The 23,554-nt window shown below is 62.3% G+C and carries 28 protein-coding genes; 23 read left to right on the forward strand and 5 right to left on the reverse strand.

From position 1 onward, the window contains the following. Positions 1-28: 28 nt before the first annotated feature. Genes DIE06_RS08930 through DIE06_RS08940 form a run of 3 tightly spaced genes read right to left on the reverse strand, consistent with a single transcriptional unit; the run spans position 29 to position 2,475 of the window. Positions 29-1,243, reverse strand: a complete 1,215-nt coding sequence (locus DIE06_RS08930) for a hypothetical protein (RefSeq protein WP_124661101.1) — start codon at positions 1,241-1,243, stop codon at positions 29-31. Positions 1,244-1,246: 3 nt separating this feature from the next. Then, on the reverse strand, positions 1,247-2,158 hold the full coding sequence (locus tag DIE06_RS08935; RefSeq protein WP_124661102.1) for an ImmA/IrrE family metallo-endopeptidase: 912 nt from the start codon (positions 2,156-2,158) through the stop codon (positions 1,247-1,249). Further along, complete coding sequence (locus DIE06_RS08940; RefSeq protein WP_124661103.1) at positions 2,155-2,475, reverse strand: helix-turn-helix domain-containing protein; 321 nt, start codon at positions 2,473-2,475, stop codon at positions 2,155-2,157. Before DIE06_RS08940 ends, DIE06_RS08935 begins: the two co-directional genes overlap by 4 nt. A gap of 205 nt (positions 2,476-2,680) precedes the next feature. On the opposite strand from DIE06_RS08940, the gene DIE06_RS08945 reads away from it, so the two are divergent. The 15 genes from DIE06_RS08945 (at position 2,681) to DIE06_RS09015 (ending at position 15,520) form a co-directional block, all read left to right on the forward strand. Then, complete coding sequence (locus DIE06_RS08945) at positions 2,681-3,910, forward strand: hypothetical protein (RefSeq protein WP_124661104.1); 1,230 nt, start codon at positions 2,681-2,683, stop codon at positions 3,908-3,910. Continuing rightward, positions 3,873-4,877: a hypothetical protein gene (locus tag DIE06_RS08950; RefSeq protein WP_124661105.1), complete on the forward strand. Its 1,005-nt coding sequence runs from the start codon at positions 3,873-3,875 to the stop codon at positions 4,875-4,877. The genes DIE06_RS08945 and DIE06_RS08950 overlap by 38 nt, the downstream gene beginning before the upstream one ends. A 178-nt stretch (positions 4,878-5,055) precedes the next feature. Continuing rightward, complete coding sequence (locus DIE06_RS08955; RefSeq protein WP_124661106.1) at positions 5,056-5,274, forward strand: helix-turn-helix domain-containing protein; 219 nt, start codon at positions 5,056-5,058, stop codon at positions 5,272-5,274. A gap of 10 nt (positions 5,275-5,284) precedes the next feature. After that, positions 5,285-5,770, forward strand: coding sequence for a hypothetical protein (locus DIE06_RS08960; RefSeq protein WP_124661107.1), 486 nt, complete (start codon positions 5,285-5,287; stop codon positions 5,768-5,770). A 2-nt stretch (positions 5,771-5,772) separates the two neighbouring features. Then, on the forward strand, positions 5,773-6,525 hold the full coding sequence (locus DIE06_RS08965; protein WP_124661108.1) for a Bro-N domain-containing protein: 753 nt from the start codon (positions 5,773-5,775) through the stop codon (positions 6,523-6,525). Then, on the forward strand, positions 6,525-7,346 hold the full coding sequence (locus tag DIE06_RS08970; RefSeq protein ID WP_124661109.1) for an ATP-binding protein: 822 nt from the start codon (positions 6,525-6,527) through the stop codon (positions 7,344-7,346). The genes DIE06_RS08965 and DIE06_RS08970 overlap by 1 nt, the downstream gene beginning before the upstream one ends. A 2-nt stretch (positions 7,347-7,348) precedes the next feature. Then, a complete protein-coding gene (locus tag DIE06_RS08975; protein ID WP_124661110.1) occupies positions 7,349-7,975 on the forward strand; it encodes a hypothetical protein in 627 nt (208 codons plus the stop codon). A 14-nt stretch (positions 7,976-7,989) separates the two neighbouring features. Continuing rightward, the gene (locus DIE06_RS08980; protein WP_124661111.1) at positions 7,990-8,454 is read left to right on the forward strand and encodes a DUF6511 domain-containing protein; all 465 of its coding nucleotides are present in this window, start codon (positions 7,990-7,992) and stop codon (positions 8,452-8,454) included. Next, complete coding sequence (locus tag DIE06_RS08985; RefSeq protein WP_124661112.1) at positions 8,451-9,188, forward strand: hypothetical protein; 738 nt, start codon at positions 8,451-8,453, stop codon at positions 9,186-9,188. Before DIE06_RS08980 ends, DIE06_RS08985 begins: the two co-directional genes overlap by 4 nt. Positions 9,189-9,210: 22 nt before the next feature. After that, positions 9,211-11,487, forward strand: coding sequence for a phage/plasmid primase, P4 family (locus DIE06_RS08990; protein ID WP_124661113.1), 2,277 nt, complete (start codon positions 9,211-9,213; stop codon positions 11,485-11,487). 141 nt (positions 11,488-11,628) lie between these two features. Then, on the forward strand, positions 11,629-12,093 hold the full coding sequence (locus DIE06_RS08995; protein WP_124661114.1) for a crossover junction endodeoxyribonuclease RuvC: 465 nt from the start codon (positions 11,629-11,631) through the stop codon (positions 12,091-12,093). A gap of 1 nt (position 12,094) precedes the next feature. Further along, a complete protein-coding gene (locus tag DIE06_RS09000) occupies positions 12,095-12,310 on the forward strand; it encodes a hypothetical protein (RefSeq protein WP_124661115.1) in 216 nt (71 codons plus the stop codon). Further along, the gene (locus DIE06_RS09005) at positions 12,303-12,686 is read left to right on the forward strand and encodes a DUF6362 family protein (protein ID WP_124661116.1); all 384 of its coding nucleotides are present in this window, start codon (positions 12,303-12,305) and stop codon (positions 12,684-12,686) included. Before DIE06_RS09000 ends, DIE06_RS09005 begins: the two co-directional genes overlap by 8 nt. Before the next feature lie 196 nt (positions 12,687-12,882). Further along, complete coding sequence (locus DIE06_RS09010; protein WP_124661117.1) at positions 12,883-14,271, forward strand: site-specific DNA-methyltransferase; 1,389 nt, start codon at positions 12,883-12,885, stop codon at positions 14,269-14,271. After that, entirely contained in the window at positions 14,264-15,520 is a 1,257-nt protein-coding gene (locus DIE06_RS09015; protein ID WP_124661118.1) for a site-specific DNA-methyltransferase, read from the forward strand. The genes DIE06_RS09010 and DIE06_RS09015 overlap by 8 nt, the downstream gene beginning before the upstream one ends. Before the next feature lie 30 nt (positions 15,521-15,550). Here the strand turns inward: DIE06_RS09015 and DIE06_RS09020 are convergent, their stop codons facing one another. Together DIE06_RS09020 and DIE06_RS09025 are read right to left on the reverse strand one after the other, a co-directional pair. Beyond that, the gene (locus tag DIE06_RS09020; RefSeq protein WP_124661119.1) at positions 15,551-15,841 is read right to left on the reverse strand and encodes a hypothetical protein; all 291 of its coding nucleotides are present in this window, start codon (positions 15,839-15,841) and stop codon (positions 15,551-15,553) included. Between the two features lie 70 nt (positions 15,842-15,911). Then, positions 15,912-16,436 (reverse strand): DUF3489 domain-containing protein, encoded by a 525-nt coding sequence (locus tag DIE06_RS09025; protein ID WP_123850181.1) that lies wholly within the window; start codon positions 16,434-16,436, stop codon positions 15,912-15,914. A gap of 122 nt (positions 16,437-16,558) precedes the next feature. Between DIE06_RS09025 and DIE06_RS09030 the strand changes: the two genes are divergently transcribed. The 8 genes from DIE06_RS09030 (at position 16,559) to DIE06_RS09060 (ending at position 23,532) form a co-directional block, all read left to right on the forward strand. Further along, positions 16,559-16,894: an HNH endonuclease gene (locus DIE06_RS09030; protein WP_185101071.1), complete on the forward strand. Its 336-nt coding sequence runs from the start codon at positions 16,559-16,561 to the stop codon at positions 16,892-16,894. A gap of 213 nt (positions 16,895-17,107) precedes the next feature. Further along, positions 17,108-17,572 carry a phage terminase small subunit P27 family gene (locus DIE06_RS09035; RefSeq protein ID WP_185733376.1) on the forward strand — a complete coding sequence of 155 codons (465 nt, stop codon included), beginning with the start codon at positions 17,108-17,110 and terminating at the stop codon, positions 17,570-17,572. Next, positions 17,572-19,284, forward strand: coding sequence for a terminase large subunit (locus DIE06_RS09040; RefSeq protein WP_124661121.1), 1,713 nt, complete (start codon positions 17,572-17,574; stop codon positions 19,282-19,284). Before DIE06_RS09035 ends, DIE06_RS09040 begins: the two co-directional genes overlap by 1 nt. Continuing rightward, the gene (locus DIE06_RS38230) at positions 19,281-19,433 is read left to right on the forward strand and encodes a hypothetical protein (protein ID WP_185733377.1); all 153 of its coding nucleotides are present in this window, start codon (positions 19,281-19,283) and stop codon (positions 19,431-19,433) included. Before DIE06_RS09040 ends, DIE06_RS38230 begins: the two co-directional genes overlap by 4 nt. A 3-nt stretch (positions 19,434-19,436) precedes the next feature. Continuing rightward, entirely contained in the window at positions 19,437-20,690 is a 1,254-nt protein-coding gene (locus tag DIE06_RS09045) for a phage portal protein (protein WP_124661122.1), read from the forward strand. Further along, positions 20,687-21,670: a S49 family peptidase gene (locus DIE06_RS09050; RefSeq protein WP_124661123.1), complete on the forward strand. Its 984-nt coding sequence runs from the start codon at positions 20,687-20,689 to the stop codon at positions 21,668-21,670. Before DIE06_RS09045 ends, DIE06_RS09050 begins: the two co-directional genes overlap by 4 nt. Positions 21,671-21,732: 62 nt before the next feature. Further along, positions 21,733-23,022, forward strand: a complete 1,290-nt coding sequence (locus tag DIE06_RS09055; RefSeq protein ID WP_124661124.1) for a phage major capsid protein — start codon at positions 21,733-21,735, stop codon at positions 23,020-23,022. Between the two features lie 39 nt (positions 23,023-23,061). After that, entirely contained in the window at positions 23,062-23,532 is a 471-nt protein-coding gene (locus DIE06_RS09060; protein ID WP_124661125.1) for a hypothetical protein, read from the forward strand. Positions 23,533-23,554 lie beyond the last annotated feature (22 nt).

The following is a 23,554-nucleotide window of genomic DNA, read 5'->3' on the forward strand; positions in this document are numbered from 1 at the left end:
TGCAGGCTATCGCAAAAACGCGACTGAATCAGACCGCCAGATGATGGGCCAGAACGGTCTTCATAAACTGATTGCCTGCGGGCGTCGAGGCCAGCAGATCCCTGATCTGGGTCTTGACCTGCCGAATATCCATGCCTTCCGTTGATGCGGCCTTCAGCACGGCCGAATACGCATCGAGTACATCGGTGCCCGTGATTTCATAACCATGGCCAAGCGAAATCCACCGCAATGAAGCAAGGCCGGCAGCAACCGCGAACCCAGGCTGAAGCTCGGCAAAATCTCTTGCTGCGCGCGCCAGTGTGCGCGGGTCGGTCGGGCTGCGTGTGACCAACTCGATGGCAACGTCGAACAGGCCAGCATCTTTCGCGGCGGCGAACCACTTGCCTTCAGCACCGGGCGTGCTGGCAACCAGGTCGCGCAGAATCTGCTCCGGCGGAATGTTCGGATATTTTTTGGCGATGGCGCGAAAGGTGGCGAGATTGGTCGTGCCTTGATTGGCTTCGATCGCATAGCGTCGATATGCATCCTCCGCCATGCCCGACGATAACAGGAGGGCTTCGCAGGTCTCTGCAATCTGCCAGCCAGGGTCGTTCAAGCCGCGCGACCGCTCGGCATAGCGGATCGCCTCCGCCTTCTTCCCCATCGCTCCGAGCGCCTTTACGCCCCACTGGCGGTAATACCACCACTTGAACGGTGCTCGCTCCAGCAACGCGAGCAGTTGTTCATGGCGACCGGCGGCGTACAAGGAAGCAAGGCATGCACCCGTCCCCTTGAAAAAACCGTGACCGGAGGATTGGGAACCCCAGACATGTTCGACCAGCGGCAAGAAATCATCGACCCACCGGGCAGCAATCTCCGGGGTAACGCACAGTTCGCCCCAGTGCTCGCCGAGCGATTCGATGTAGGGCATCTCATCGTCCTGCAAAGCCTGCCACAGGCGTTCAAGCCAATGCTGCCGAACGCACGCGTCGACATCCGCCTTCGCAATGATCGGCACCAGTGTTTCGATGGCCTTGTTGACCGCAGTGCCCAAGGCGCCCGAGGAACTATCGACCTGCTCCAGCGCGGGCGACAGCTTTTCGAGGAGCAGCACCGCCCCCTCGGCCGCAACCACTGGCTCCTTACGTGCGACCGCCTTGATTTCTGAAAGCGCTTCCTTGATACGCTGAATCGGCGTGTCGGATCGCCAGCCGAAGGCGTTGCGGCGGAAACGGGAACTGAACTGCCACTTGTACGCGCTCATGATCTACCGAACCGGGTACTGTCCGCTGCGGACGAACCGGTCGAAGCTGTCCTCCTCGGCCTCTTCATCATCATGCCGGGGCCGTTGCCATTCCGCGTCGGGCAACGACAGCAGCGTCAACGTATAGTCGTACTGCCCTGCCACCCGGGTCATTTCGGTAACGGGCATACTGGCAGGTTCATGTGGAAACCAGTGCTGCGCTCGGCCCGTCTGCTGATCGCCTGCACTCCAGCCGTTATCGCTGTGGGCAAGCGCCTGGCGAGGCAACTCGATTGTGTTCCTGCGTGTCGCAAAATATGCCCCCGATTTGAACGCCGCATCGTTCGATTTCGCCCATAGCATATGGTCGTCGCGACTGGCCACCAGCACGACACGCTTCGGCGCAATTTCGGTCCAGCGCAAAGCTGCCGCTGTCAGAGAAACACCGTAGCGATCAGCGCAGTGACCGAGCAGATCAAAGCTGACCGGCTGTCCGTCCACCTGTCGCCGGAAATCATCCAGCGGCATCAGCAGGGTCGAGGCGAAGACATCGGCTTCCCCCTCGATATCGCGCCCATTGTTGTCGCCCGTCTCTATGTCATCGGTGCCGCACTCAAAATGGACCTGCTGATGGCGATGCAGCAGGTAGTGCCCAAATTCGTGAGCGACGGTGAAGCGCTTGCGCCCCTCCGATCGCACGGCGCTGTTATAGACGATGAGCCATTTCGACCGGGCCTTGTTCGCAGCCAGCATGCCTTCAAAATCATCCATGTCCTCGCCGACCACCTTGTCGATCGGCGAATCTGCGAAGCACTGCCGTGAATACTCCAGCGCCAGTTCATCGACCTTGACCGGAAAACGGTCCACGCCGAGCACGGCGTTCAGCATCGACGAAATCTGATTAGCTGCCGCCTTCGGCTTTTTCACAGCCGTCATTCGTCCTCCCAGGCATCCAGGATCTTGCGGATCTTTTTCTTGTCCGGCTCGGACATGCTCTTGTACTTGCGGAAGAAAGCCTCGTCGACCACTTCCTCGTCGGGAGTCGTCGTGGACTCGTTCAGCAGAAATTCCGTCGTCACATCGAGCACGGCAGCGATCTTCCCGATCTTCTCAGCCGACGGCTTCGGGTCGTCCTTGTTTTCCAACTCCCAGATATAGCTCTTGCTGGAATCGGTCAGCTCGGCCAGTTGCTCGAGGCTAAGCCTTTTTTCCTTGCGCCGCGCACGGATCTTGTCACCCAGAGGGGATGGCACTGAATTCTCCTGATCGTTCCGGTTTTACTCAGAAAATGATACCACCCGACCGAACGAATTCGTAACTGCTTGACAAACCCAGCACCGTCCCGAAATAATCACATCTGTTCGGTAAACCGAACGCCATCGGTCTGTACACCCCGATAAAAAACAGGGCCACACAGACCGAAGCCAGCCTGATCCACACGTTGAGAAAGGGGTAGCGATGAACGATGCAGAGAATCTGTCGAAATTGCTGGGCCATGTGACGCCGGCCGTGTTCCACGAATTCATGGTCGATAAATTCGGCCTGGATCTTGTGGATCTGGATGACGACCAGACCAAGCGGGACCAGCGGGCGGCGATGGAGGCCGAACTGGCGAGCCTCGATGTCGGGGAACGGCAGCAGATCGAGGAGGTTGCCGAACGCATCGTGTTGCTGTCCGATGGTCCTGGGCAGGACGTCATCGACGGGATCAGTCAGGATATCTTCGATGAGCAGGACCAGGCAGCGTTTTCTGCAATTCGCAACCAGTACGAGCGTGCGATCTGGCTGTATCGCCATGCTCCCTCGCTATTCGATGAAGCCTTGAATGCGCGGCAGGCGGACGTATTCCGCCAAAGTGCTACCTGCTATTCGGGGTACTTGGCCCCCAAAGATCTCGCAGTGCTGGACGATGTGGAAGCGCGTCAGTCCTTCCACAATGCAGTGGCCGAGCAGCTACGCTGTGCAGCGACAGACGTCGCCGTACAGGTGTTCAAGCGACTGCGCCCAGACACGCAGACCGGCGAGGACATCGAGCTGTATCAGATCAGTGTCCACCACAACCGCCCGCCCGAAATCGTCGATTGCGTCCAGGACAGTGAACTGGTGCCGCAGGAGGTCGTGCGTGCCGTGTCCTCGCACGTCACCTACGAGCCGGCCAACGGTCATCTGGAAATCCTGTCGAAAGACACGGACGGACGTGAAGCGCTGGCGCGCATCGCAGCAGACTCGTTGCTGCAGTCGCCGATCACCGGCGAAAAAGTCCCGCTCAAGCAATACGATTACCAGAGCCTGGCAGCACTCCGGAATTTCGACATCTCCGGTGAGAACGTTGCATCGGTCAAGGTGATTGAGCTCGGCTATGCATCCGAAAGCCATCGATCACTGCTAGTAAAAATCTGGGCAAAGGACAGCGACGACATTTACACGGCCGCCCGTTCCCTGATCTCCCCAACATTTGATTTCCGTGACCACCACCTCAATTACGCAAAGCTTTCCATTCGCATCAGGAAGGTCGGCACGGATCGCGCACGCACGATCACCATCATTCTGCGCGACGAAAATCGCTGCAATATCAAGACCAAGCGCGAAAAGGATCGGGCGCTGTGCGACCGCCTGCTCGCCAGGTGGAATCTGGTGAAGGAGATCGGCAGTGCAGACGACACCCCTGTCGACGCGCTCGCTGCTTGAGCTGATCGCACTGTTCGAACAATCGAACCAGCCGATCCCCGACGCGGACGGACAACGTCTGCAGGGCGTGCCCGGATGGAGCCTGTCGCGCGCGACGGCCCTGTCCGGGCACGATCTCGAAACGTGGACTGAATGCATCGGCTACGCCAGCGGTTATCCGGCACCCTGTGGCGATGAGACAGTCATGGTCGATCTCGTGGAAGACGAATCCGGGCGATATCGCTATCGATGTCCTGAGACATTCCGCCGGAAATACCTTGATACCAGCGTCGCGGCAGTCCGTGCCGTCAACGCGTCCAGGCTGCTGAATTACATTGCCGAACTGCTGGGCATACCGCAGGCTCTGCGTCGCGCCATCGCCTCCCCGGCGATCGACGGCATACTCTGGCAACTCGGCCGGATGCGTGTGGCCGACGCACAGGTCGACGTGTGGTTCGTCAGGGATTTATCAACGCAAGCTGCACAGGTGTTTGCACACCTTCGACAACCGTCATTGCCAAGCCAGGGGCTCGTCCTGACCTCGGGGCAGAATTTGCCCAACGTTGTGCCACCACCGCGCGACTACAGGATCATTTCCATTCGCGACCTGCTGGTCGAGCACAGTGCAAACCCGCACATCGATGCCGATCTGATTCATCGGCTGCTCGTATCCTCGCCCGGCACACACCTCGACAAATCATTGCCGGTGCGCTTCGATCCGATTACCAGCACGCTCGTCATCGTCACAAGATCCAACCGTCCCTGGAACATCAAGGGCAAACGGCAGGTGGCGGCTGTTAGCTATCTGTATGAGCAGTTATCGCACGGCCGTCGATGGGTTCCAGCCCACGAAATCCTCGCCGCCGTCTACGGCAACCAGAAATCCGGGCGCAGCCAGCGAATGCAGAACCTGTTCAGCGGCAACACCGTCTGGGAAGACTACATCGCCAACGACGGCAACGGACAGTACGGATTCAACCTGAACTGACTCGTCCCCTCATCGTCACGCACAACCGCCTTCGGGCGGTTTTTTGCTTTTTTGGCTCCGATTCTCCAGGCAGGAACTGCGCCCGTACATCAGCCCGTACATGGCGGTGGCGGACGCCCGTACATGCCGAATCCGAAGATGACCTCACGTTTTCGCAACCACCCGAAAGGAGAAAAACGTGAGTATCAAACACCTCAATCAACGCGATCTGGCTGAACGCTGGGACGTTAGTGAAGCCACGCTCGAGCGCTGGCGCTCAGACGGTATCGGCCCGGTATTCCTGAAGTTGCAAGGCCGCGTGCTCTACCGCCTCGAGGATGTCGAATCGTTCGAGGCCGAGAGTCTGCGCAAGAGCACGTCCGAGCGCGCAGATACTCAAACCGCCGTCGGTCAGTGAGGGGAAAGCCATGAGCGACATGACGATCCTCCCGGCCGATCTCATGGCCATGTCCGTGGCCCAGATCGCAGCCTTGCCTGCAGCCCAGAAAGCCGCAATTCATCGCAACCTGATCGATGCGAGCGAATGGATCAAGGCCACTCGCACGAAGTTTGACGCAGCGCTCGACGCTGCCTATGGCGAACAGGCACGTAACGCACTGCGTGACTCCGGTCGTGATTACGGCACCACGCATGTGTCCGACGGTCCCCTGCGCATCACGTTCGAACTGCCACGTCGCGTGTCATGGGACCAGCAGCGTCTTTCCGAAATGGCCTCGCGTCTCACTGCTGCTGGTGAGCGCATTGAGGACTATCTCGACGTCGAGTTCTCGATCGCTGAATCGCGTTTCAACAACTGGCCACCGGCACTGCGCGAGCAGTTCTCCCCTGCACGCACCACCAAACCCGGCAAGCCGGCGTTCCGCCTGGCCCTCATCGATGACATCGGAGCCTGAGCATGACGAACATTCTGCCGTTCGAATTTGAGTCCCATGCCGTGCGCGTCAACGTCGACGACGCAGGCCAGCCGTGGTTCAACGCCAACGATGTGTGCGCCGTGCTCGAGTTCGGCAATCCGCGCCAGGCTGTCGAATCGCACGTCGATGACGATGATGTCCAGAAATTGGACACCATCGATGCTATCGGTCGCACGCAACGTACCAACCACGTCAACGAGTCAGGGCTGTACGCCCTGATCATCGGCAGCACCAAGGACGCGGCAAAACGCTTCAAGCGCTGGGTCACGAGCGAGGTGCTGCCAGCGATCCGCAAGACCGGCAGCTACAACGCCGTCGCCAGCCTGCCCGCACCGACCCAGGACCGCGTGTCGTCGATCCTGCTGATCGGCGAGGCCGTGGCGAAGGTGCCTGGCGTCAAGGCCGGCATTGCGATGGCTGCAACGCTGACCTGTATCCACGAGAACACCGGTATCGCCGTCGACACGCTGCGACGCGCGTTGCCCGCTGCGGATGCGCCCATCTGCTCGCTCAACGCCACGCAGGTTGGCCAGCTTCTGAGCATCTCGGCGAAAGCCGCCAACCAGCGTCTTGCGCGTCACGGTCTGCAGGCGCGCAATGACCGCGACGAGTGGGAACTGACCGAGGCGGGCGAGGCCTGGGCCGAGGCCATGCCGTACTCGCGCAACGGTCACTCCGGCTACCAGATTCTCTGGAATCCGGCTGTCGCGGATCTGCTGAAGGAGGCCGCGTAATGGCGCTTCCCATCATCACCGCTGACCAGCGGCTAGCCGAGCGCCAGGGCGTCAAGATCGCCGTGCTTGGCAAGAGCGGGATTGGCAAGACCAGCCTGCTGAGAACGCTGCCCGAGGCCTCGACGTTGTTCGTCGATCTCGAGGCAGGCGACCTCGCGGTACGCGACTGGCAGGGCGACTGCATGCGTCCCGCCACCTGGCCGGAATTCCGCGACCTCGTCGTGTTCCTCGCAGGCCCCAACCCAGCCTTGCCACCGGAGGTGCCGTTCTCGGACGCGCATTTCCGCCATGTATGCGAACGCTTCGGCGATCCGGCGCAATTGACCCGCTACGACACGTACTTCGTCGACAGCATCACCGTGCTCGCGCGCCTGGCACTGATCTGGGCCAGAACCCAGCCGCAGGCCGTGTCCGATCGCACGGGCAAGCCCGACATGCGCGGTGCCTACGGTCTGCTCGGCACTGAGATGCTCACGGCACTGACCCACCTGCAGCATGCGCGCGGCAAGAACGTTGTGTTCGTCGCGATTCTCGACGAGCGCGTCGACGATTTCAACCGCAAGGTGTTCGCCCCGCAGATCGAAGGCTCGAAGACTGCCGCCGAGCTGCCCGGCATCGTCGACGAGGTCGTCACGCTCGCCGAGATCAAGGCCGACGACGGCACAGCGTACCGCGCGTTCGTCACCCACACGCTCAATCCCTACGGCTATCCGGCCAAGGACCGTTCAGGCCAGCTCGAGCTGCTCGAGCCGCCCGATCTCCACGCGCTGATCCGCAAATGCGCAGCCGCAGCGACCCAATCCCCGACGACGAGGAACTGATCATGTCCCAATGGAACGACTTCAACGATGCCGATGCCCAGCACGCTGGTTTTGAGCTGATCCCGAAGGGCACGGTGGTGCCGGTTCGCATGACCATCAAACCCGGTGGCTACGATGATCCCGAGCAGGGCTGGACCGGCGGCTACGCGACCGAATCGTTCGAGACGGGCTCGGTCTATCTGGCCTGCGAGTTTGTCGTGACCGATGGCCCGTATGCCAAACGCAAGATGTGGACGAACATCGGTCTGCACTCGCGCAAGGGGCCTACCTGGGGGCAGATGGGGCGCAGCTTCATCCGCGCAATTCTCAACAGCGCTCGGCACGTCCACCCGCAGGACAACAGTCCGCAGGCATCGGCTGCCCGCCGTATCGAGAGTTTCGCCGATCTTGATGGCGTCGAGTTCATCGTGCGCGTGGACATCGAGAAGGATGCGCGCGGCGATGACCGCAATGTCGTGCGCATGGCAGTCGAACCGGATCACGCCGATTACGCCGCGTTCACGAGCATTGCCACGAAGCCTCCCAGCTCTGGTGGCCAGTCGGGCGCTCCGGCACAGACCGCGCCGACTTTCCGTCCCGCGCCGACCACGACCCGACCGGCACTGGCGGGCAAACCTGCCTGGGCCTGACGCGGAGATCCTCAATGAAATGCTGGGTCTGCACCCGTCAGGCCCGGGGACTCACGCATGCCGATACCCGTCACGGTATCGGCAATCCCCGGCGCTACCCGATTGACTGGGCGTTCTGCTCGCAACGCTGCCAGAACGCCTTCCATGCGCTGTACGGCACCAGGCTTCGTGTCCTGGACGACGGCGCAACCATTGCGGAGAACACGATGATTGATCCGACTGAAGTCGAACGCGCCGCAATGAAGCGGTGCCTCAAGGCGTTCGGCGAAGCCGCTGGTGAGATCGGTTTCGACAAACCCCTCGGTGCCTACGCCGAGGAAGAAGCCCTGCGCGTGATTGACGCGATCGTCACCTGCTGGACGGAACAGATGGTCTCGCACCACGAGGCGACGCGCCAGCCAGCTTTGCGTGGTACGACGCCTCCACTCGATCCGTTTGCCGACATGGCCGACGACCTGCCGTGGGAGGTCGCGCGATGATGGATTTCAACTCATCGTCCACCTTGTCGGATCGGATTACGGCATTGATTGATTCCGGCATGCAGCGCACGAGCAAGCGCCAAGGTACCAGAACGTATCTCGGTGCCTCGCGTCTGGGAGCCGCTTGCGAACGCGCACTGCAATACGAGTACGAGCGTGCCGCCGTCGACCACGGTCGCGACGTGCCGGGCCGCATGCTGCGTATTTTCGAGCGTGGTCATGTGATGGAGGACCGCATGGCCGCGTGGTTGTGTGACGCCGGATTCGATCTGCGCACGCACAAGGCTGATGGCGAGCAGTTCGGCTTCTCGGCACTCGATGGTCGGCTGCAGGGGCACATCGATGGTGTGCTCGTCGGCGGCCCCGACGACGTCAGCTATCCAGCGCTCTGGGAAAACAAGTGCCTCGGCGGCAAGTCGTGGCGCGAATTGCTCAAGCACCGGCTCGCCGTCGCCAAACCCATCTATGCCGCACAGGTCGCGCTCTATCAGGCCTATCTCGGTCTGCACGAGCATCCTGCCGTGTTCACCGCGATCAACGCCGACACGATGGATCTGTACATCGAGCTGGTTCCGTTCGATGCGGTGCTTGCGCAACGCATGTCCGACCGTGCCGTGACGGTGATCAGCGCGAGCGACACCGGCGAGCGACTGCCGCGCGCATTCAACGATCCCACTCACTTCGAATGCCGGATGTGCGCGTGGCAGGACCGCTGCTGGAACACACGGCCATAACCGCAACCGGGGAGAACTCAAAATGATCGATTTCAACGACATCCCGTCTTCCGTACATGAGGACACGAGCCGTGACGAGATCCGCGCGACATTGATAGCCCATATCGAACCGGTCCTCACCGTCCTGTACCCGGCAGGCAAGCAGCGCCGGGGTCTGTTCCTTGTCGGTGACGTATTGGGTAGCCCGGGTGACAGCCTGGAAATTGTGCTCGCCGGAGAGAAGGCAGGCCTGTGGACCGACCGCGCTACCGGTGACGGCGGCGACATCTTCGATCTGATCGCGGCATGGCTCGGTGTCAACGCTCACGTCGATTTCCCGCGCGTGCTGCAGGAGGCACGCGAGCTAATTGGACAGAGCGCCCTCACGCCGAAACGACGCACGAAAAAGGAAGCGCCGATCGACGATCTTGGCCCGGCCACGGCGAAGTGGGACTACCTTGATGCCAGTGGCCAGCTGATCGCTGTCGTCTACCGCTACGATCCACCGGGCCGGAAGAAGGAATTCCGGCCGTGGGATGCGAAGCGCCGCAAGATGGCCCCGCCCAATCCGCGCCCTCTCTACAACCAGCCGGGCATGGTCGACGCCTCGCAGGTGGTCCTGGTCGAGGGCGAGAAATGCGCGCAGACGCTGATCAACGCAGGCATCGTCGCTACAACCGCGATGCACGGTGCGAACGCGCCCGTCGAGAAGACCGATTGGTCTCCACTCGCGGACAAGGCCGTGCTCATCTGGCCCGACCGCGACAAACCCGGCTGGGAATACGCCACGCAGGCAGCACAGGCCATCCTCACGGCAGGCGCAAAATCCTGCCACATCCTGTATCCGCCCGAGGAAGCATCAGAAGGATGGGATGCAGCGGATGCAGTGGCTGAGGGTTTCGATCTCGCAGCCTTTCTCGCCCACGCCCCGCGTGCCCAGATCTACAACATCGACGTCGAGCAGGAACCCGCCGTCGGCAGCGACGAATCCGTGTGGGGCACGGAAGACGCGCTGGCGCTGGCCTTCACCCGCCGTTACTACCGCGACTGGCGCTACGTGTCCGCATGGGGGCGCTGGATGATGTGGGACGGCCATCGCTGGCGCTCCGAAGACACGCTGGCCGCTACCGACCTGATTCGTAGCGTGTGCCGTCACACGGCCGTGCGTGCGGAAAACCCGAAGATTGCCGCCAGGCTCGCCAGTTCTGGCACGGTCGCTGGTGTCGAACGGCTGGCTCGATCGGATCGCCGACATGCGGCCACCACCGCAGAATGGGACGCCGACCCGTGGCTGCTCAACACGCCGGGTGGCGTGGTCGATCTCACGACGGGCAGGCAGCGTGCGCACGACCGTACCGACCGGATGACTCGGGTCACCACGGCGACCCCAAGTGCCAACTGTCCGATCTGGCGACAGTTCCTCACCGAGGTCACGGGTGGGGATATCGAGCTACAGGACTATCTGCAACGGACGGCGGGCTACGCGCTCACCGGTTCGACGCAGGAGCACGCGCTGTTCTTCCTCTACGGCACAGGCGCGAACGGCAAGTCGGTATTCGTCAACACGCTGGCAACTATCCTCGGCGACTATGCCACCAACGCGCCGATGGACACATTCATGGAAACGCGCAACGACCGGCACCCGACCGACATGGCTAGCCTGCGTGGCGCGCGCTTCGTGTCGGCCATCGAAACCGAACAGGGACGGCGCTGGGCCGAGTCAAAGATCAAAAACCTCACGGGTGGCGACAAGATCTCCGCGCGCTTCATGCGGCAGGACTTCTTCGAGTTTCTCCCGCAGTTCAAGCTGTTCGTTGCCGGTAACCACAAGCCTGCGATCCGCAACATCGACGAAGCGATGAAGCGGCGTCTGCACCTGATCCCGTTCACGATCACCATACCGCCCGAGCGCCGCGACAAGCTGCTCCAGCAGAAGCTCCTGGCCGAGCGCGACGGCATTCTGGCCTGGGCAGTTCAGGGCTGCCTCGACTGGCAACGTCTCGGGCGGCTTGATCCACCCCAACAGGTGAAGGACGCGACCGACGAGTATTTCGAGGCCGAGGATGCGCTGGGCCGCTGGCTCGACGAACGCTGTGTACGCGAGGCCAACGCGAAGTCGCTGACTGCGGAATTGTTCAACGACTGGAAGCAATGGGCCGAGTCCGCCGGGGAGTTTGTTGGATCACAACGGCGGTTTTCCGATCTGCTGATCACGCGTGGATGCGAGCAGTGGAAAAACGCCGCAGGTCTGCGCGGTTTCAGGGGCATCGACCTCAAGAACCCGCATACGCCCGCATACACTCCATACGCCGACAACTGAGTCGCCATTCGAGCATGCCGAACGGCGCAGCCGGCGCATTACAACGTAACTCTTATACGCGTGCGCGTGCGCGCGCACACGAAGATATTACGTTTTGCTCTGCCGGCTGCGCCGTTCCTCCCAACAGGAACGACTGCAATCATGATCACGACGATTCTCGCCCTCGATCTGGGCACGACCACCGGCTGGGCGCTGCGCCGGTTTGATGGCGGCATCACGAGCGGCGCGCAGCACTTCCGGCCGCAGCGCTTCGAGGGGGGTGGCATGCGCTTCCTGCGCTTTCGTCGCTGGCTCTCGGAACTGCACGGCAGCGCAGGGGATATTCACGCTGTGTACTTCGAGGAAGTGCGCCGTCATGCCGGTGTCGACGCAGCACACGCGTATGGCGGATTCCTCGCCACGCTCTCGGCATGGTGCGAGCACCACCGTATCCCGTACCAGGGTGTGCCTGTGGGCACGATCAAGAAACACGCGACTGGCCGGGGCAATGCTAGCAAGGATGAAGTCATCGCCGCGATGCGCGCGCTCGGACATGCCGTGATCGACGACAACGAAGCCGACGCGCTGGCGTTGCTCCACTGGACCGCTGACACACAGGGGGAGTGAGATGAAGATCCCGGTTCCGCACTCCCCGTCCTCGCTTGCCCGCCATCAGCCCGCGGCCGTGGATCTCGAAGCGACCAAGCGCGATGGCTGGCAGCAGCAACGCATCCTCGTCATCGCCGAGCATGACGAGCGGCTGGATTTCATCGAGCGTGAATTCGTACGCCGGATCGGCAACCGGCTCTATGGCCCGCCCGGCCACGGAGGTCGCCATGACTGAGTGGAGCGTCGATGTTGTGGCAGCACGCTTTGTCGAGGCAGCGGAAACCAGCCACCGTCTGCCGCCCGTGCGTGTTCAAGGCTACTTCAACGTCTGGCCGGAATTTGTGCGGCGCGAATGGGAAGCACTCGCGAACGAAGATCGCGAGTACCGCCCGTTGCCGCCGTCGCCATCTGCGGTCGACCGGATGCTGGAAACGATGCGCTGGGTGCAGTGGCTCGAAGAGGAACAGCGGCATCTTGTCTGGATGCGTGCCGAACGGCATCGCTGGGACGACATCGCGAAGCGCTTCGGCTGCGTCGCGCGGACTGCCCAGCGCCGGTGGGATAGCGCCATGCAGCACATCGTCCGGCAACTCGATGCAGGGAATCAATAGAGGTTGACTGTCGTTCAGGTTTCCCTCGGGCTCGTGCCAACAAATGCAAGGATCCCTCGCTCATCATAGGTGTCGCGTTTTGAGGATATTTCGCTAAGATTCCGGCTATGGTTGCGAGAGGTGGATCTCGCACCGCCCCCTCCTCTCTTGCCCGCGATGAGCCCTGCTCGCGCGGGTTTTTTTATTTCCGCTCCCGATGCTGGCCCTTCAAATTGACTATCGTCCGATCGAGTCGCTGATCCCGTACGCCCGTAACGCGCGCACGCACAGCGATGAACAGATCGCGCAGATTGCGGCGTGCATCCGGGAGTTCGGCTTCAACAACCCGGTGCTGGTCGATGGGCACCGCGGCGTCATCGCTGGCCACGGTCGCCTCCTCGCTGCGCGCCAGCTTGCGATGACCGAGGTGCCCGTGATCGAACTCGCGCACCTGTCCGAGACGCAGAAGCGTGCGTTCATCCTCGCGGAGAACAAACTCACGGAACGCGCGGGCTGGGATGGTGAGCTGCTGTCGCTCGAGCTGGCCGATCTGCAGGCGGCCGGGTTCGACCTTGATCTAACCGGCTTCGATGACAACGAGATTGCAGAGCTGCTCGGTCATAACGAATCCGAGTCGGTCGACGGCGACGACGCCGACGACGATGTGCCGGAGGCGCCGACTACGCCGGTCACTCGAGCTGGTGATGTGTGGCAGATTGGCACGCATCGGCTCATCTGCGGTGATGCCGCCGATCCGACGGTCATCGCGACGCTGATGGGCGAGGATCGCGCGTCATTGTGCTTCACCAGCCCGCCCTACGGCAGCCAGCGCGACTACACGAACACGATCGTCGATTGGGACGGCTTGATGCGCGGAGTGTTTGCCGCGCTACCGCTGGCCACCGACGGCCAGGTGCTCGTCAATCTCGGTCTGATCCATCGCGACAACGAAGTTATCCCCTACTGGGACGGCTGGCTGCAGTGGATGCACGCATCCGGCTGGCGGCGCTTCGGCTGGTATGTGTGGGATCAGGGGCCGGGAATGCCCGGTGACTGGAACGGCCGCCTCGCACCGAGCTTCGAGTTCGTTTTCCATTTCAACCGCGAAGCGCGGCGTCCGAACAAGATCGTACCGTGCAAGCACGCCGGCCAGGAATCGCATCTCCGTGCCGACGGTTCGTCCACCGCAATGCGCAAGAAGGATGGCGAGGTCGGCGGCTGGTCGCACGCCGGCGCGCCAACGCAGGACACCCGCATCCCAGACAGCGTGATCCGGATCATGCGTCACAAGGGCACGATCGGCGAAGGCATCGATCACCCGGCGGTGTTTCCGGTCGCGCTGCCTGAGCACGTGATGCTGGCGTTCTCCGATGCGAGCGACGTAGTGTTCGAGCCGTTCAATGGCTCCGGCACGTCCCTGCTCGCGGCGGAACGCACGCGCCGTCGCTGCCGTGCAGTCGAGATCGCACCCGAGTATGTGGATGTTGCGATCCGCCGCTTTCTGCAGCACTACCCGGACGCCGAGGTGACGCTGGCGAGTTCCGGACGATCCTTTGAACAGGTCAAAGCTGAACGTGTCAACCTCGACGAGGTCGCCCATGCGTAACCCGGTCGCGGACGTCAAGATCGAGTTGCGATCGGTCGACGTGCTGATCCCGTATGCGCGGAACGCCAAGCAGCATTCCGATGCACAGGTGGCGCAGATCGCCGCGAGCATCATCGAGTTTGGCTGGGGTGCGCCGATCCTGGTCGATGGCCAGAACAACGTCATCGCCGGCCACGGTCGTCTGCTCGCGGCGCGCAAGCTCGGACTCACCGAGGTGCCGGTAGTGCCAATGACGCACCTGACCGACATCCAGCGTCGCGCGCTGATCCTGGCCGACAACAAGATCGGCGAGAACGCATCGTGGGACGATGAGCTGCTGGGTCTCGAACTTGCCGAGCTGAAAGATGCCGGCGTCGATCCCGCACTCACAGGCTTCAGTGCCGACGAGTGGGATGCGCTGATCGCCGGCGACGAGCCGGATCGCGCCGGACAGACCGATGAAGATGCGGTCCCGGAAGTCGAAGAGATCCCGGTGTCGCGCACCGGTGATATCTGGCTGCTTGGCGAGCACAAGCTGCTGTGTGGCGATGCCACGAAGGCTGAATCCTACCGGGCCCTGCTCGGCGACGAACTTGCCGACATGGCTTTCACGGATCCGCCGTACAACGTCAACTACGCGAACACCGCGAAGGACAAGTTGCGTGGCAAGAATCGCCCGATCCTGAACGACAATCTCGGTGACGGCTTCGAGGTGTTCCTGGCCGCAGCCTGTCAGAACATCCTGGCAGTCACCAAGGGCGCCGTGTACATCGCGATGTCGTCGAGCGAGCTCGATACGCTGCAGTCGGCGTTCCGTGCCGCCGGCGGTCGCTGGTCGACGTTCATCATCTGGGCCAAGAACACCTTCACGCTCGGCCGCGCTGACTACCAGCGTCAGTACGAGCCGATCCTCTACGGGTGGCGCGATGGTGCCGATCACTTCTGGTGCGGCGCACGCGATCAGGGCGATGTCTGGCAGATCAGGAAGCCCGCGAAGAACGACCTGCATCCGACGATGAAGCCGGTCGAGCTGGTCGAACGCGCAGTGCGTAACAGCAGCAAGACGCGCGACATCGTGGTGGATCCGTTCGGTGGCTCGGGCACGACGCTGATCGCATGCGAGAAATCGGGACGACACGCGCGACTGATCGAACTCGATCCGAAGTACGTCGACGTGATCGTGCGCCGCTGGCAGGACTACACGGGCACCGAAGCGACACGCGCCCACGATGGGGCGCGCTTCGGTGAGATTTTTCGGGAGATCAAATGAGCCGTCGAGGAAATATCGCCTAGATCTCACCTAAACGTGTTTCGCATCGTGCTCGTCAGACGTCAATGCGTCCGCTAACTGCAGTTGCTGCTGCGTCTTTAGCGCGTCTTTGAATCCAATCTCTTGCTTGCCCATTGCATTCAACAGCAGCATTGCGCCTTCGGCCTGAACGTTCGCGATATTCCAGTCACCGTGCTGGTCACCAAAAAAGCCGCGAAGGTGATTTCTACATGCAACCGGGTTGATCTGATGCAACTTACGAAATGAATCGAATTCGACAATTGCATTTCCGACAGACTTGGCGCGGTCATAGAGTTCCATGGTCGACCTCCAGAATGCTGCGGCGTGCCGACGGCACCGTCCCACAACCATTTCAGTTTAGTTGCTTTGATCACTTGCAAGTTGGGATGGCAATCCGGTAGACGCGCTCGCCGTTTTGCTTGTCGGACGTAATGTCGAGTCCGAGTTTTTTCTTGAGAGCACCGGCCAGCGTGCCGCGCACCGTGTGGCTTTGCCAGCTGGTCGCCTCGCAGATCTGCGCGATCGTGGCGCCTTCCGGTCGGCGCAGCATTGTGATCACCAGCGCCTGCTTGCTGTTCTCGCGCGCGCGGCGTGGTGCCTTGACCCCGATGTTTGCCTCGGCGGTTTCGACTGCGGTTTCCATCTCGGGATCGGTAGGATCGACGGGTACAACCAGTCCATGGCGCGGGACACCCAACGCATCGTAGCCCTCGCTGGCCACAAACCAATCGGTGCCGTCGGTGGTGATCAGGGCACGGTTCGACAGGCCGTCGATCACCTTCTTGCGAGCGCCGCCCTTGATGTTATCGGGAAACCAGTCGATCTTGCTGCTGGTATGGTTGATCGCGTAGGCGAGGATCGCACGTTGCGCGGGCGTCAGTTCGATGGTGCTCATGGTCGTACTCCTCTCGTGGTGGATAACGACTCCATGAACACGCTGTTCAATCATGAAGCCAAGCGGAAGATCTGATGCCACGTGGAGCGCCGACGCCGTGCCGGTTCCCAGGATGCGCGGCTGTGCTCGCGACGCCCGGCTTCTGCGCCACACATCGTGGATGGACGCATCGCGATTACGGCCGCGCCCGGCGCACGTTCGATGCAGAGCTCGGCTTCTACAAGTCGATGGCCTGGCAGCAATGTCGCGCGGCTTATCTGCGATCGCATCCGCTGTGCGCGCACTGCTCGGCGCGTGGTCTGACCGTCGCCGCTCGCGTCGTCGATCACGTCGTACCGATTAAGGATGGTGGTGCTCGCCTCGACTGGGCCAACCTGCAGTCGTTATGCACGTCGTGCCATAACCGCAAGACCGCCAGGGAGACGGCTCAGCGCACCCGCTGTCGGACGACTTTCTGAAATCCGCACCGTGCGCGCCTCGCTGCCCGGCTGAACGAAACGGATGCCTGCGCGCAAACGGGCGCGACGGGTGGCGTTGTCGCAGTCCACGGCGGCTACGATGGCCCCCCAGGGGGGATCAGATCTCTGGCGCTTCCGGCCGCCGGATCGTGCGCGTGCCTGAATTTTTGCGCGTGCAAAATGAAAAACTTTTTTTGATGCTCGATGCCCCCCATGGCCGGCCGTAAGCCGCTACCCGCTGCCGTCAAGAAGGTCAAAGGCACCTTGCAGAAATGCCGGATCAATCCGCACGAGCCACGCCCGACCGGAAAGCTCGGTGAGCCGCCCGAGTACATGTCGGATACCGCCAAGGAAGCCTGGCGCTACGCGATCGAAAACGCGCCGCCGGGACTGCTCTCGTCGCTCGACGCCGCCGTGCTGGAACGCTGGGCCAACTGCGCCGGCCTCTATCGGGAGGCGCTGGCCAAGATCAATCGCGCCGGCGTGGCCGGCATGATCATCAAGACGCCGAGCGGCATCCTGCGTCGCTCGCCGCTGATGGACGTGATTCGCGATCTCGCGCTCGAGATGAAAAGCTACGAATCGGAAATGGGCTTTACCCCTGCGTCGCGCTCGCGGGTACAGATTGCGCAGGAACCGACGAGCGCGCACGATCCATGGTCGGAGATCGCCGGCTGATGGCAACGTCGAGCTACGCGATGACTGCCCGACGGTATGCCGAGGCCGTCGTAGCGGGCAACGTCCCCGCGTGCCGCTGGGTCAAGCTCGCCTGCCAGCGGCAGCTGAATGATCTAGCCCGATTCAAGGGTAAGAGCAGTCCCTATCGGTTCAATCCGAAGCTGACGGACCGCTCCGGCAGGGCCTTCGCGCCAGCGGACAACCTGTGTTCGTTCATCGAGCGCCTGCCCCACGTCAAGGGGCCGCTGGCCGGTGAGTCAATCACGCTCGAGCCATGGCAGGTGTTCATCCTGACCACCGTGTTCGGCTGGGTGCAGGCCGATGGCCGACGCCGTTTCCGGCGCTCATACATTGAAGTGCCGCGCGGCAACGCCAAATCGACGCTGTCGTCCGCAGTGGGCCTGTACATGCTCGCGGCCGACGGCGAAGGCGGCGCAGAGGTGTATTCGCTGGCGACGACACGCGACCAGGCGCGCATCGTGTTTGGCGATGCACAGACGATGGCCCGGCGCAGCGCCGGGTTCCGTTCGCGCTTTGCTGTCGCCGTCGGTGCGCACAACATGAATGTGCTGGCGTCCGGCTCCAAGTTCGAAGCCCTTTCCGCCGAGGGCTCCACGCTCGACGGCCTGAACATCCATTTCGGTTGCGTCGATGAACTGCACGCCCACAAGACGCGCACGGTCTACGACGTGGTCGAAACGGGAACCGGCAAACGGAACAACTCGCTGCTTTGGGTGATCACGACGGCGGGCAGCAACCGGGCCGGGATCTGCTACGAAATACGCACTTTTGTCACCAAGCTGCTCGAGGGCGTGTTCGAGGACGACAGCCAGTTCGGCATCGTGTACGGCCTCGACGACGGTGACGACTGGACGACCGAAGAAGCGCTGATCAAGGCGAATCCGAACTGGGGCATCTCGGTCCAGCCCGAGGTGCTGGTGCCGCTGCAAGCGAAGGCGATGCAGTTGCCGAGCGCGGTCAACAACTTCAAGACCAAGCACCTCAACGAATGGGTCAACGCCGACACCGCGTGGATGGATATGCGGGCGTGGGACCGGTGTTCCGATGCTGCACTCGATCTCGATACGTTTGCCGGACAGCCATGCTGGATCGGACTCGACCTCGCGAGCAAGACGGATATCGCCGCGCTGACGCTGCTGTTCGCGCATCCAGAGATCGAAGGCGGATATGCCGTCTTCGGACGGTACTACCTGCCCGAGGACACCGTGATGGCGACCAGCAACAGCCAGTACGCGGGCTGGATGCGCAACGGCCGCCTCACGGTTACGCCCGGCAACGTGATCGATTTCGGGTGGATCGAGGCCGACCTGATCGAGATGTCGAGCCGCTTTCAGGTACAGGGCGTCGCCTTCGATCCCTTCCAGGCGACGCAACTTTCAACCCGGATGCTTGCCGAGGGTTTGCCGATGATCGAGGTGCGCCCGACCGTGCTGAATTTCTCGGAACCGATGAAGGCACTCGAAGCGCTCGTGCTGCAGCGCCGGCTGATCCACGACGGCGATCCGGTATTGGGCTGGATGGCGAGCAACGTGGTCGCTCACCTCGACGCGAAGGACAACATCTACCCGCGTAAGGAGCGTCCGGAGAACAAGATCGACGGCATTGTCGCGCTGATCATGGCGCTATCGCGCGCGCTCGTCGGTGACGGCACCCCGAAGATGCCCGACGACTACACCTTGATGATCGTATGAGCCCGCTGACCTACAACGCTTCCCTGGTGACCGGTATTGCCCTGATCGGCTCGGGCCTGGCGCTTATCAGCATTCCGGCGGCACTGGTAGCGGTTGGCACGCTTGTGCTCGCGTTCACGGTGTTCGGCGCACTTATCGCGAGGAAGTGATCCGTGCTGCTATCGATGCGCCTGAACGCGGACACCGGTGACCGGTCTCCGTGGGGCGATTTCTGGTTCTCGCCGGTGCCGTTTCGGGGCACGCCGCACTCGGTCAACGCCGATGCGGCAATGCGGCTCACGGCCGTATTCGCCTGCGTGCGTGTGCTCGCCGAATCCGTCTCAACACTGCCGTTCATGCTGTACCGCGAGCGGCATGATGGACGGAAGACGCCGTTGCGCAACCACTGGCTTTACCGGCTGCTCGCCGTAAGGCCCAATGATTTCCAGAATCCGCTGGAATTCCGGGAGATGCTGCAGGGACACTGCACACTGCGCGGCAATGCGTTCGCGCAGATCGTCTCGAACAGCCGGGGCGAAGTGACAGACCTGCTGCCGCTGCATCCGGATCGCGTGACGATCGAACTGCTGTCCGATACGCAGTGGCGCTACCGGTATACGCGCCGTGACGGCAGCGAGATCGTGCTCGCACGAAGCGAAGTGTTCCACCTGCGCGGCCTGTCGCCGGACGGCATCGTCGGCTACAACCCGATTACGGCCGCACGCGAGGCAGTTGCCGGTGGACTCGCCGCGCAGGACTACGGTATGCGTTTTTTCATGAACGACGCGACGCCGGGTGGCTGGATCGAGATGCCGAATGCGTTCCCGTCTGACGAGAAGCGCCGTGAATTCCGCGAGGCATGGCAGCGGCAGCAGACCGGCCGCAACCGGCACAAGACGGCCATCCTCGAGTTCGGGATGAAGTATCACGAGCTGGGCTTGAAGAACGAGGACATCCAGTTCATCGAAACGCGCAAGTTCTCCGTCTCCGAAATCGCGCGCCTGTTCCGGATTCCGCCGCACATGATCGGAGACCTGGACAAGGCCACCTTCTCGAACATCGAGCAGCAATCGCTCGAGTTCGTGATCCACACTCTGCGCCCTTGGCTCGTGCGCTGGGAGGAAGCGATCCGCTACCACTTCCTCGCTGAGGACGATGGCCTGAACCTTGAGTTTCCGGTCACGGCGCTGTTGCGCGGCGATGCACAGGCCCGGGCGATGTACTACCACAACGGCATTCTCGATGGCTGGCTCACGCGTAACGAGGCGCGCCGCATGGAATCGCTCGATCCGCTCGACGGGCTCGACGAACCGCTGCGGCCACTCAATATGGTCGAGGAAAGCGACGCATCGAACGCCCCAGCAACGACGCAACCCGCACCCGACGAGTCCGATGACACGTCCGACGACGCCAGGAATACTGAATGAAACACGCGCTCCTGATCTCTGAATTCCTGTCGACCCCATGGGCCATCATGCCCGAGCGATTGTCGGCCTTCGCCGGGGTGATCGCACGCTGGTCGCTTGGTGCCGTCGCCGATGCCGATACGATGACTGCGGTCCAAACCGACTCAGCAACCGTGGCAGCCCGACGAGGGGCAAGCGCACGCGCCGGCAACGGCTCGATCGCCGTCCTGCCGATGTACGGTGTCGTCACGCAGCGCGGCAACATGGCCGATGATATTTCCGGCCCCGGATCCATGAGCACGCAGATGTTCGCGCAGGCGCTCCGCTCCGCGCTGGCCGACGACTCGGTCGATGCCGTCCTGATCGACATCGACTCGCCCGGGGGCAGCGTCTACGGCGTACAGGAACTGGCCGACGAGATCTATCAGGCGCGTGGCCAGAAACCGGTCGTCACGATCGCGAACAGCCTGGCGGCCAGCGCCGCGTACTGGCTCGGCAGCGCCGCGAGCGAATTTTATGTGACGCCCGGTGGCGAAGTCGGCTCGATCGGCGTGTGGTCGGCGCACGAGGACTGGTCGAAGGCGCTGGCCGATGCCGGTGTGACGACCACGCTAATTACTGCCGGCAAGTACAAGACTGAAGGCAACCCATACGGCCCGCTTTCCGCCGATGCGCAGGCCTTCATGCAAAGCCGTGTCGACGATTACTACGGTGCCTTCACGAAAGCGGTCGCGCGTAATCGGGGCGTGCCGGTTGCCACGGTGCGTGACGGCATGGGCCAGGGTCGCGTGCTGGGCGCACAGGCCGCGAAGGAGGCCGGTATGGTCGATGACATCGCCGGGTTTGACGACGTGATCCGGCGCATGTCGAAAAACCTGCGCCAGTCCGCGAAGGCCAGTGCGACAGCAGACCCTGTGGTTCCTCAGGCTGAGCCCGTTGTCACCGAGGGCATGGGACGCATCGCGTGCCGGCGACGTCTCCTCGACCTGATCGGCACGTAACCTCCTCCCATCTCATCTCTCGACCTCGCTCCGGCGAGGTTTTTTCATTTCTGGAGCCTGACATGAGCAAAACCCTCCGCACCCTGCAGCAGCGCAAGGCGACGCTGGTTGCCGACGCGCGCAAGCTAGTCGATGCTGCCCACGCCGAAGACCGTGACCTCAACGACACCGAGGCAACGCAGTACGACTCGCTGATGGCATCGATCCAGTCCACGCAGCGCCAGATCGAGCGCGAGGAAGCGCTGATCGAAGCCGAACGCACCGCAGGTGTGACGATTCCCGAGGGGGCGCGCATCAGCGTCTCGGAGAACGTCGAACAGGATCCGAAGCGCGGCTTCCAGACGCTCGGCGAATTCGCCCGCTCGGTGCACACGGCCACCGTCAACCCGATGCGCGCCGACGACCGGTTGCGCTACGGTGCGGTCGCGCCCGGCACATACGGCGGCGAAGGCTCTGGTCCGGATGGAGGTTTCCTGATTCCGCCGGAGTTCTCGCGCGATATCTTCACGCTCTCGCTCGGCGAGGATGCGCTGCTGCCCTACACCGACGACTACGACATCGAGGGCAACTCGATGGTGTTCCCGAAAGACGAGACGACGCCGTGGGGCACCGACGGGATCCGCGCGTACTGGCAGGCCGAAGCCAATACCGGAACGGCGACCAAGCCCAAGCTGTCGGCAACGACGCAGTACCTGCACAAGATGATGGCGCTCGTGCCGCTCACGGATGAACTGATCGCCGACGGTCCGGCGCTTGGTCAATACCTGAACCGTAAGATCGGCGACTCGATCCGCTGGAAAACCAATGAGTCGCTGCTCTTCGGTGCCGGCAACGGCATGCCGATTGGCGCCCTGCAGGCTAATGCCGCGATCGTTGTCTCGAAGGATTCCGGTCAGGCCACGCAGACGCTGACCATCTCGAACCTCTCAAAGATGATCTCGCGCTTGCCACCGGGATCTTTCGGTCGTGCTATCTGGCTCGTAAACAACGATGTGCTGCCTGCGCTCTTCACGCTCACGCTCGGTAACTACCCGATCTACCTGCCGATCTCGGCAGGTGCACAGGAATCGCCCTACGGAATGCTGCTTGGCCGTCCGGTGTTCGTCTCGCAGCACGCGAAGAGCTTCTCGTCGCAAGGCGACGTGATCCTGCTCGACATGTCGTACTACCGCACCATCAAGAAGGCATCGGGCATCGAGACGGCGACGTCCATGCACCTGTACTTCGACGCCGACGCCATGGCGTTCCGGACAGTGTTTCGTCTGGACGGGCAGCCCGCCATCACCAGCCCGATCAAGCCGGCCAACGGCACAAACAACCTGTCGCCGTTCATCCAGCTCGCGGCGCGTTGATCCCGCGCTGATTCCGAACCTAACCGGAGGATTCCGCCCATGTTCCCGAGTCTCAAACCCACCGATTTCGAGGCATTGCTGACCTCGATCGACCCCGCCAACCAGCCTGCCGGCACGGTTACCACTGCGTGGGTGCCGGTTCAGAATTTCCATACGTTCCTCGCGTTGATCGGTACCGGCGTCATGGGCACAAACGCCACGCTCGACGCAAAGGTCCGGCAGGCGCAGGATGCAACTGGCACCGGTGCCAAGGATCTGCCCAACAAGGCGATCACGACGATCCAGGCCGCCGCCGGCGCCAACGTGCAGGCGCTGATCAATTTCAGCAACGGCGACGTCGACACAAACAACGGATACGCGTTCGTGCAGCTCTCGCTCACGGTCGGCACAGCAGCCTCGTTTGTTGCCGCGTACCTGTTCGGTGTCGGTGGCCGCTTCGATCCGCCGGTGGATGCGTCAGCGCCGATTCCGGTCAATCTTGGCGACGCGAGCGTCGTCCAGATAGTCTGAGTCCATCGTTGCCGGACTGACC

Origin of the sequence: Burkholderia sp. Bp8998 (genome assembly GCF_003854235.1) — a bacterium.
GTDB lineage: Bacteria > Pseudomonadota > Gammaproteobacteria > Burkholderiales > Burkholderiaceae > Burkholderia.

Bases quoted from the DNA above. Each gene is read 5' to 3' on its own strand.
- DIE06_RS09035 (WP_185733376.1), top strand. From the start codon at position 17,108: ATGGCCGGCCGTAAGCCGCTACCCGCTGCCGTCAAGAAGGTCAAAGGC.
- DIE06_RS08985 (WP_124661112.1), top strand. From the start codon at position 8,451: ATGATGGATTTCAACTCATCGTCCACCTTGTCGGATCGGATTACGGCA.
- DIE06_RS38230 (WP_185733377.1), top strand. From the start codon at position 19,281: ATGAGCCCGCTGACCTACAACGCTTCCCTGGTGACCGGTATTGCCCTG.
- DIE06_RS08990 (WP_124661113.1), top strand. From the start codon at position 9,211: ATGATCGATTTCAACGACATCCCGTCTTCCGTACATGAGGACACGAGC.
- DIE06_RS08970 (WP_124661109.1), top strand. From the start codon at position 6,525: ATGGCGCTTCCCATCATCACCGCTGACCAGCGGCTAGCCGAGCGCCAG.
- DIE06_RS09000 (WP_124661115.1), top strand. From the start codon at position 12,095: ATGAAGATCCCGGTTCCGCACTCCCCGTCCTCGCTTGCCCGCCATCAG.
- DIE06_RS08980 (WP_124661111.1), top strand. From the start codon at position 7,990: ATGAAATGCTGGGTCTGCACCCGTCAGGCCCGGGGACTCACGCATGCC.
- DIE06_RS09025 (WP_123850181.1), bottom strand. From the start codon at position 16,436: ATGAGCACCATCGAACTGACGCCCGCGCAACGTGCGATCCTCGCCTAC.
- DIE06_RS09020 (WP_124661119.1), bottom strand. From the start codon at position 15,841: ATGGAACTCTATGACCGCGCCAAGTCTGTCGGAAATGCAATTGTCGAA.
- DIE06_RS09050 (WP_124661123.1), top strand. From the start codon at position 20,687: ATGAAACACGCGCTCCTGATCTCTGAATTCCTGTCGACCCCATGGGCC.
- DIE06_RS09055 (WP_124661124.1), top strand. From the start codon at position 21,733: ATGAGCAAAACCCTCCGCACCCTGCAGCAGCGCAAGGCGACGCTGGTT.
- DIE06_RS08975 (WP_124661110.1), top strand. From the start codon at position 7,349: ATGTCCCAATGGAACGACTTCAACGATGCCGATGCCCAGCACGCTGGT.
- DIE06_RS09015 (WP_124661118.1), top strand. From the start codon at position 14,264: ATGCGTAACCCGGTCGCGGACGTCAAGATCGAGTTGCGATCGGTCGAC.
- DIE06_RS09040 (WP_124661121.1), top strand. From the start codon at position 17,572: ATGGCAACGTCGAGCTACGCGATGACTGCCCGACGGTATGCCGAGGCC.
- DIE06_RS08930 (WP_124661101.1), bottom strand. From the start codon at position 1,243: ATGAGCGCGTACAAGTGGCAGTTCAGTTCCCGTTTCCGCCGCAACGCC.
- DIE06_RS09010 (WP_124661117.1), top strand. From the start codon at position 12,883: ATGCTGGCCCTTCAAATTGACTATCGTCCGATCGAGTCGCTGATCCCG.
- DIE06_RS08945 (WP_124661104.1), top strand. From the start codon at position 2,681: ATGAACGATGCAGAGAATCTGTCGAAATTGCTGGGCCATGTGACGCCG.
- DIE06_RS09005 (WP_124661116.1), top strand. From the start codon at position 12,303: ATGACTGAGTGGAGCGTCGATGTTGTGGCAGCACGCTTTGTCGAGGCA.
- DIE06_RS08935 (WP_124661102.1), bottom strand. From the start codon at position 2,158: ATGACGGCTGTGAAAAAGCCGAAGGCGGCAGCTAATCAGATTTCGTCG.
- DIE06_RS09060 (WP_124661125.1), top strand. From the start codon at position 23,062: ATGTTCCCGAGTCTCAAACCCACCGATTTCGAGGCATTGCTGACCTCG.
- DIE06_RS08960 (WP_124661107.1), top strand. From the start codon at position 5,285: ATGAGCGACATGACGATCCTCCCGGCCGATCTCATGGCCATGTCCGTG.
- DIE06_RS08965 (WP_124661108.1), top strand. From the start codon at position 5,773: ATGACGAACATTCTGCCGTTCGAATTTGAGTCCCATGCCGTGCGCGTC.
- DIE06_RS08995 (WP_124661114.1), top strand. From the start codon at position 11,629: ATGATCACGACGATTCTCGCCCTCGATCTGGGCACGACCACCGGCTGG.